6 protein-coding genes are annotated in these 4782 nt (G+C 32.0%); all 6 read right to left on the minus strand.

The features are described 5' to 3' along the window. Window positions 1-36: 36 nt before the first annotated feature. The gene (locus ACLR9T_RS13315; RefSeq protein ID WP_413109994.1) at window positions 37-477 is read right to left on the minus strand and encodes a response regulator; all 441 of its coding nucleotides are present in this window, start codon (window positions 475-477) and stop codon (window positions 37-39) included. After that, window positions 455-1534, minus strand: coding sequence for a sensor histidine kinase (locus ACLR9T_RS13320; protein WP_413109995.1), 1080 nt, complete (start codon window positions 1532-1534; stop codon window positions 455-457). The genes ACLR9T_RS13315 and ACLR9T_RS13320 overlap by 23 nt, the downstream gene beginning before the upstream one ends. Window positions 1535-1840: 306 nt before the next feature. Next, complete coding sequence (locus tag ACLR9T_RS13325) at window positions 1841-2179, minus strand: hypothetical protein (protein WP_413109996.1); 339 nt, start codon at window positions 2177-2179, stop codon at window positions 1841-1843. Continuing rightward, window positions 2151-2492, minus strand: a complete 342-nt coding sequence (locus tag ACLR9T_RS13330; RefSeq protein WP_413109997.1) for a hypothetical protein — start codon at window positions 2490-2492, stop codon at window positions 2151-2153. The genes ACLR9T_RS13325 and ACLR9T_RS13330 overlap by 29 nt, the downstream gene beginning before the upstream one ends. Before the next feature lie 81 nt (window positions 2493-2573). Beyond that, entirely contained in the window at window positions 2574-3530 is a 957-nt protein-coding gene (locus ACLR9T_RS13335; RefSeq protein ID WP_413109998.1) for an ABC transporter substrate-binding protein, read from the minus strand. A 137-nt stretch (window positions 3531-3667) separates the two neighbouring features. After that, the gene (locus ACLR9T_RS13340) at window positions 3668-4588 is read right to left on the minus strand and encodes a LacI family DNA-binding transcriptional regulator (protein WP_413109999.1); all 921 of its coding nucleotides are present in this window, start codon (window positions 4586-4588) and stop codon (window positions 3668-3670) included. Window positions 4589-4782: the final 194 nt, after the last annotated feature.

Below are 4782 nucleotides of genomic sequence, written 5' to 3' on the forward strand. Positions count from 1 at the left end.
AAATTGTTCTACTGTGCATTTAGTGTTATTAGCCCTTCACAGCTGTCTAAATTCTTGTTCTTTAACCCCTTCTTGTTTTTTTAAATGATGATAAGACCGTTCTTCTTTGATACTACCAATGATTCGTTTTAAAACCATGATTAAATTATCTTCAGTAACGGGTTTTAATAAATAATCAACAGCACCATAACGTATAGCCTCTTGAACATAGATAAACTCTTGATAACCACTAAAACACAAGGTTTTTAAATCATAATTTTTTTCATTAATTGCTTTTAACATTTCAATTCCATTTAAATTAGGCATCGTAATATCTGAAATCACAATATCTGGCCGGACTTCCTCTATCAAACTTAATCCTTCAAGACCATCCATTGCTTCACCAACGATTTCTAATTCTAATTTTGACCAGTCAATTAATTTTTTTAAGCCTTGTAAAATAACAATCTCGTCATCAATCAGAATTACTTTCAGCATTATTATCCTCCTTTAAATATGGTATGCGTATTATTACAATCGTTCCTTTACCCAAAGAACTTTGCACATCAATTCCATAATCAGTACCATACTTTCGACGAATTCGCTCTTTGACATTATGCAAACCAAAGCCACCATTACTATTTTGATTTATTTCTTCAACTTCTAAATTATGTTGTAGTAATCTAAGTTCTTCATTTGTCATCCCAATTCCATTGTCCATACTTGTAAAAACTAAGTCTTTTGCTTTTAATAGAACTGTGACCCAAATCATACCTTGATTCATTTTCATCTTAAATCCATGTTTTATTGCATTTTCAACTGCCGGCTGAAGAATCAATTTTAAAACCCGAAGTTCTAATAACTGCTCAGGAGCATTAATTTTTAGCTCTATTCGCCCTTCATAACGAACCTTAATAATTTCAAAATAATCTTCAATACTTTTTAGCTCATCTCCAACCGTAACAGTATCATTGCTGTTCCCTATTAAATAACGCAATTGACTCGCTAAACTTTCAACCATCCGCGCTGTTTGTCGATCATCATTATTAATTGCTGTCATCCTAATTACATCTAAGGTATTATATAAATAATGTGGTTTTATTTGACTTTTTAATGCGTTTAACTCTGCATCACGTTGCTTGATTTCTGCACCATAAACTCTTTCAATATATTCACTTAGCTGCGCAGCCATCTGATTTAGCCCTTCAGCAAGAATCCCTATTTCATCATGACTTCTAACTGCTACCCGTGTTGTTAAATCACCATCTTGAATTCTTTTCATTCCTTTTTTTAAATTGAGGATCGGTATTGTAATACGTTTTGAAAATAAAAAATAAATACCTGTTAAAATTATTGAACTAGTCAATAAAATTGTAATAATATACTGGGTTGTTTGTTTAGTATTATTAATAATATCATCTTTGTGAACCTTAATTACATTTATCCAATTACCATTTAGATTATGCTGATAAAGATAATAAGCATTCTCATCCTCGATATATTTTTTTCCTTTACTCATCTCTGAATATAACTCATTCCAAATCATTTTATTCATTGCTTTTTGATTGGCACTGCGATAAACCTCTTGACCATGATCATCTATAATATAAAACCACTCTTATTTCCTAAATTAGCGGATAATTGTTCCTCAATTACACTTTTACTAAAATCAAGATAAATCGTTCCATTCTATGCTCAACGCTCTTAACACTAGTTACATCAAATAAGTTCCGTTTCACCGTAATAACTTCCTCATTTACATTCGCAAATAATTATCTTGATGAGTCGCATAGTGAATCTCTTTTCATTATTTAAATTAGCCAACTCACTATTTTCCATACTTCAATATTGTTAGCATCAATTACTTTTCAACCACTTCGCTGATGTAATATAAATTGCCATCTTGGTCTAAAAATATAATGCAGACAAGCCCCTTTTCTGCCTTAAAAGTACCTAGAAATCGTTTAATATAGATACTTTTTTCTTGATTCGAAATACTTGAATTTAAAATTACATCACCTAAAAATATGCCATTTTCAAGGTTGATACTATACATCATTTTTGTTTTATCATCCCATTCACCCAGTAATGTATCAACATATTCACTTCTAGAATTAAGCATCGTTGCTGCATCATTCAATAATACCGATTCTATGTTATTAGTAAATTCACTATAGAAAAAACAACTGATTGCCAACATCGGAATAAGACCAACAATAATGAAAGCAATCGCTAATTTTGAAAAAATCCCTAAATGGATAATATTGATCATTTTCATTTCTTTTATCCCATTCTTTATCTAACAATTGCTGTGTTTCTCTAACTGTCCTTTTTCCCTCACCAAGTTCAATTAGGCTTTTATATAGAACATTAGCAAAACCTTCCGGTGTCCCTTCTTGACCTAGAACAACACCTTCCTGCTTACCACGAACACCAGCCGCTTGAATAACCTCCTCTTGAACTTCGATCGTCTGATAACTCAATTCTTCTTTCAATGCTGAAATTCCATTCATATTTTGGAGAACACGAATATAGACATTCGCTATAATAAAATTTCAAAAAATCAACTGCTGATTTAGACCTCTCGATGTTCTTCACATCGATGAAATTGCCCATTCGACATTACCATTTAAATCTACAATCGGAGCATCTTCATGATTTGGCAGAAAAAACCAGCCTAACTCGAAATTAGGATTTGCCTTTAAAATTTGTGAAAACATCCAAGTTCCTGAATACAACATTGCCGCCTTACCATTTGCTAATACTTCAATCGTATCAGCATCAGTTGTCGTTTGATAATATTGATCAACATAACCGGCATCAAATAAGACTTTAAAATCCTCCAGTACCTGTTCTATCTCCGGATCTTGCCAGCTAACTTCGTTATTATTTTTTTTATCTACCCAATTAGGATATTTCACTTTGACGTCATTACTAAATAGACCATTTATCCAATTATCTAAATGCCAAAGATTCCCTGCTCCAATAACTAATGGACTGATTCCAGCATTTTTTAACTGCTCACACACATTTAAAAATTGATAATATGTTTTAGGGATATTTAAACCTAATTCTTGAAAAATAGTTTTATTATACATAATTCCACGACATGTATAAAAACGGGGAATAGAATAGATTTTTCCATTTACTGTCTTAACCGGATTAACTAAATCAGTTAATTCTTTAGGTAAAGGAATGATCTTATTATCGTTTGCATAAATCCCTACATTCCGCATTTCAACAATTCCATTAAAATTACCTAGAGCATCTTCTATATTTAAGCTTTTGGCATAATCAATTCCATCAATTTCCATAGTTGCATTAATAACAACTTCAGTGTTAGGATTTTCTTTCATGTATTCTCTAGCAACCTCTTCCATACATGTTTTCCATGAAGCATCACCACCAGAAATTAAAATTGGTAATATTACCCGTTTATTCGCAACAACATTTTGTACTTGCGGTTCAGGAACAAAAATCACTGTTGCTAAGATAATACAAATAACCAAGAGTATTAGCATAATATATTTATTAAACCGTTTAAAAAACATCTTTCTTCCCCCTGTCTATAATAAAAAAGCTTGATGTCACCCATCAAACTTTTATAACGTTGATTCAGTCCAGTTAACGTAACACTCCAGAACTTGTTGTCCAGCTACTTCATCTTTTCCTTCAATTTGATCGATAACTATTTTTGCCGCTTCAAGCCCCTCTTCAAAAGCTGCTGTACAATTGTAGTGATACTTGGTGAAGAGAAATTAACCCACTCCATATTATCAAAGCCCATTAATCCAATTTTGGGCATGTGTTTGCGATGATGCTTCATTGCAATAAATACAGTTGGTAGAGCCCAACAGTTCGGCACAAATACTAATGTCTTTTTATTAAGATCAATACGACTATCTATAAAGTCGGCAATAACTTCTGGTTTAACTTGATCATTTTCAATAATAAAAGTCTCATGATGTAAATCATGGTCTGCTAGAGCATCAATAAAGCCACTTGCACGTTCAAGACGAGTACTTATTAATTGAGGATCAGCCGTTAATAAGAAAAACTCTTCATACCCTTTTTCAATACATTTAGTTGTCGCCTCATAAGTGGCCTCATAATTGTTAGTTTTAACCCATTTAGTTTTTAAATCATATAGTTTACTGTCAAAAAAGACCATTGGTTTTTTTAACTCTTCAATCTTCTTTGATAATTTGCGGAACTGAGCTGTTGGTTGAATAATAAACCCATCGACCCCCATCGATAACATCCGCTCCACATAATTTTCTTCCCGTTCATGCTTATAATCACTATTACCGACAATGATTTGATACCCGTCTTTACTTGCAGCTGATTCAATTCCTTTAACTATTTGATTCGAAAATGTATTAGTAATATCCCCAATCAGTACTCCAATCAGTTTACTGTTTTTAGAATTAAGTGAACGGGCTACAATACTAGGGCGGTAATTTGTTTTTTTAATAACTGCGGCAATTTTTGCCTTAGTATCTTCAGACATCTTTTCTGTCTTTCCATTTAAATAAAAAGAAACCGTCGTTTTTGATGTTCCAGCCATCTCGGCAATATCTTTAATTGTTACTTTACGTTCATTATCCATGTTATTACTCCTCGTATACATGTTAATCTTAGCATAGAAAGCACTTCTAGTAAACCCGTTTACTAGAATATTAAATAATTTAAAATACCAGGCTATGATAATCTGGTATCTTTTATCTTATTTAAATTTCCAAATATTATCATTTAATAATAATTATTGTCTTAATTCCAAGATTCTTATTACTAAACCACATA

This window comes from Thomasclavelia sp., from assembly GCF_047249845.1.
In the GTDB taxonomy this organism is placed as follows: Bacteria; Bacillota_I; Bacilli_A; order Erysipelotrichales; family Coprobacillaceae; genus Thomasclavelia.

Bases quoted from the DNA above. Each gene is read 5' to 3' on its own strand.
- ACLR9T_RS13335 (WP_413109998.1), bottom strand. From the start codon at position 3,530: ATGTTTTTTAAACGGTTTAATAAATATATTATGCTAATACTCTTGGTT.
- ACLR9T_RS13315 (WP_413109994.1), bottom strand. From the start codon at position 477: ATGCTGAAAGTAATTCTGATTGATGACGAGATTGTTATTTTACAAGGC.
- ACLR9T_RS13320 (WP_413109995.1), bottom strand. From the start codon at position 1,534: ATGAATAAAATGATTTGGAATGAGTTATATTCAGAGATGAGTAAAGGA.
- ACLR9T_RS13325 (WP_413109996.1), bottom strand. From the start codon at position 2,179: ATGTTGGCAATCAGTTGTTTTTTCTATAGTGAATTTACTAATAACATA.
- ACLR9T_RS13340 (WP_413109999.1), bottom strand. From the start codon at position 4,588: ATGGATAATGAACGTAAAGTAACAATTAAAGATATTGCCGAGATGGCT.
- ACLR9T_RS13330 (WP_413109997.1), bottom strand. From the start codon at position 2,492: ATGAATGGAATTTCAGCATTGAAAGAAGAATTGAGTTATCAGACGATC.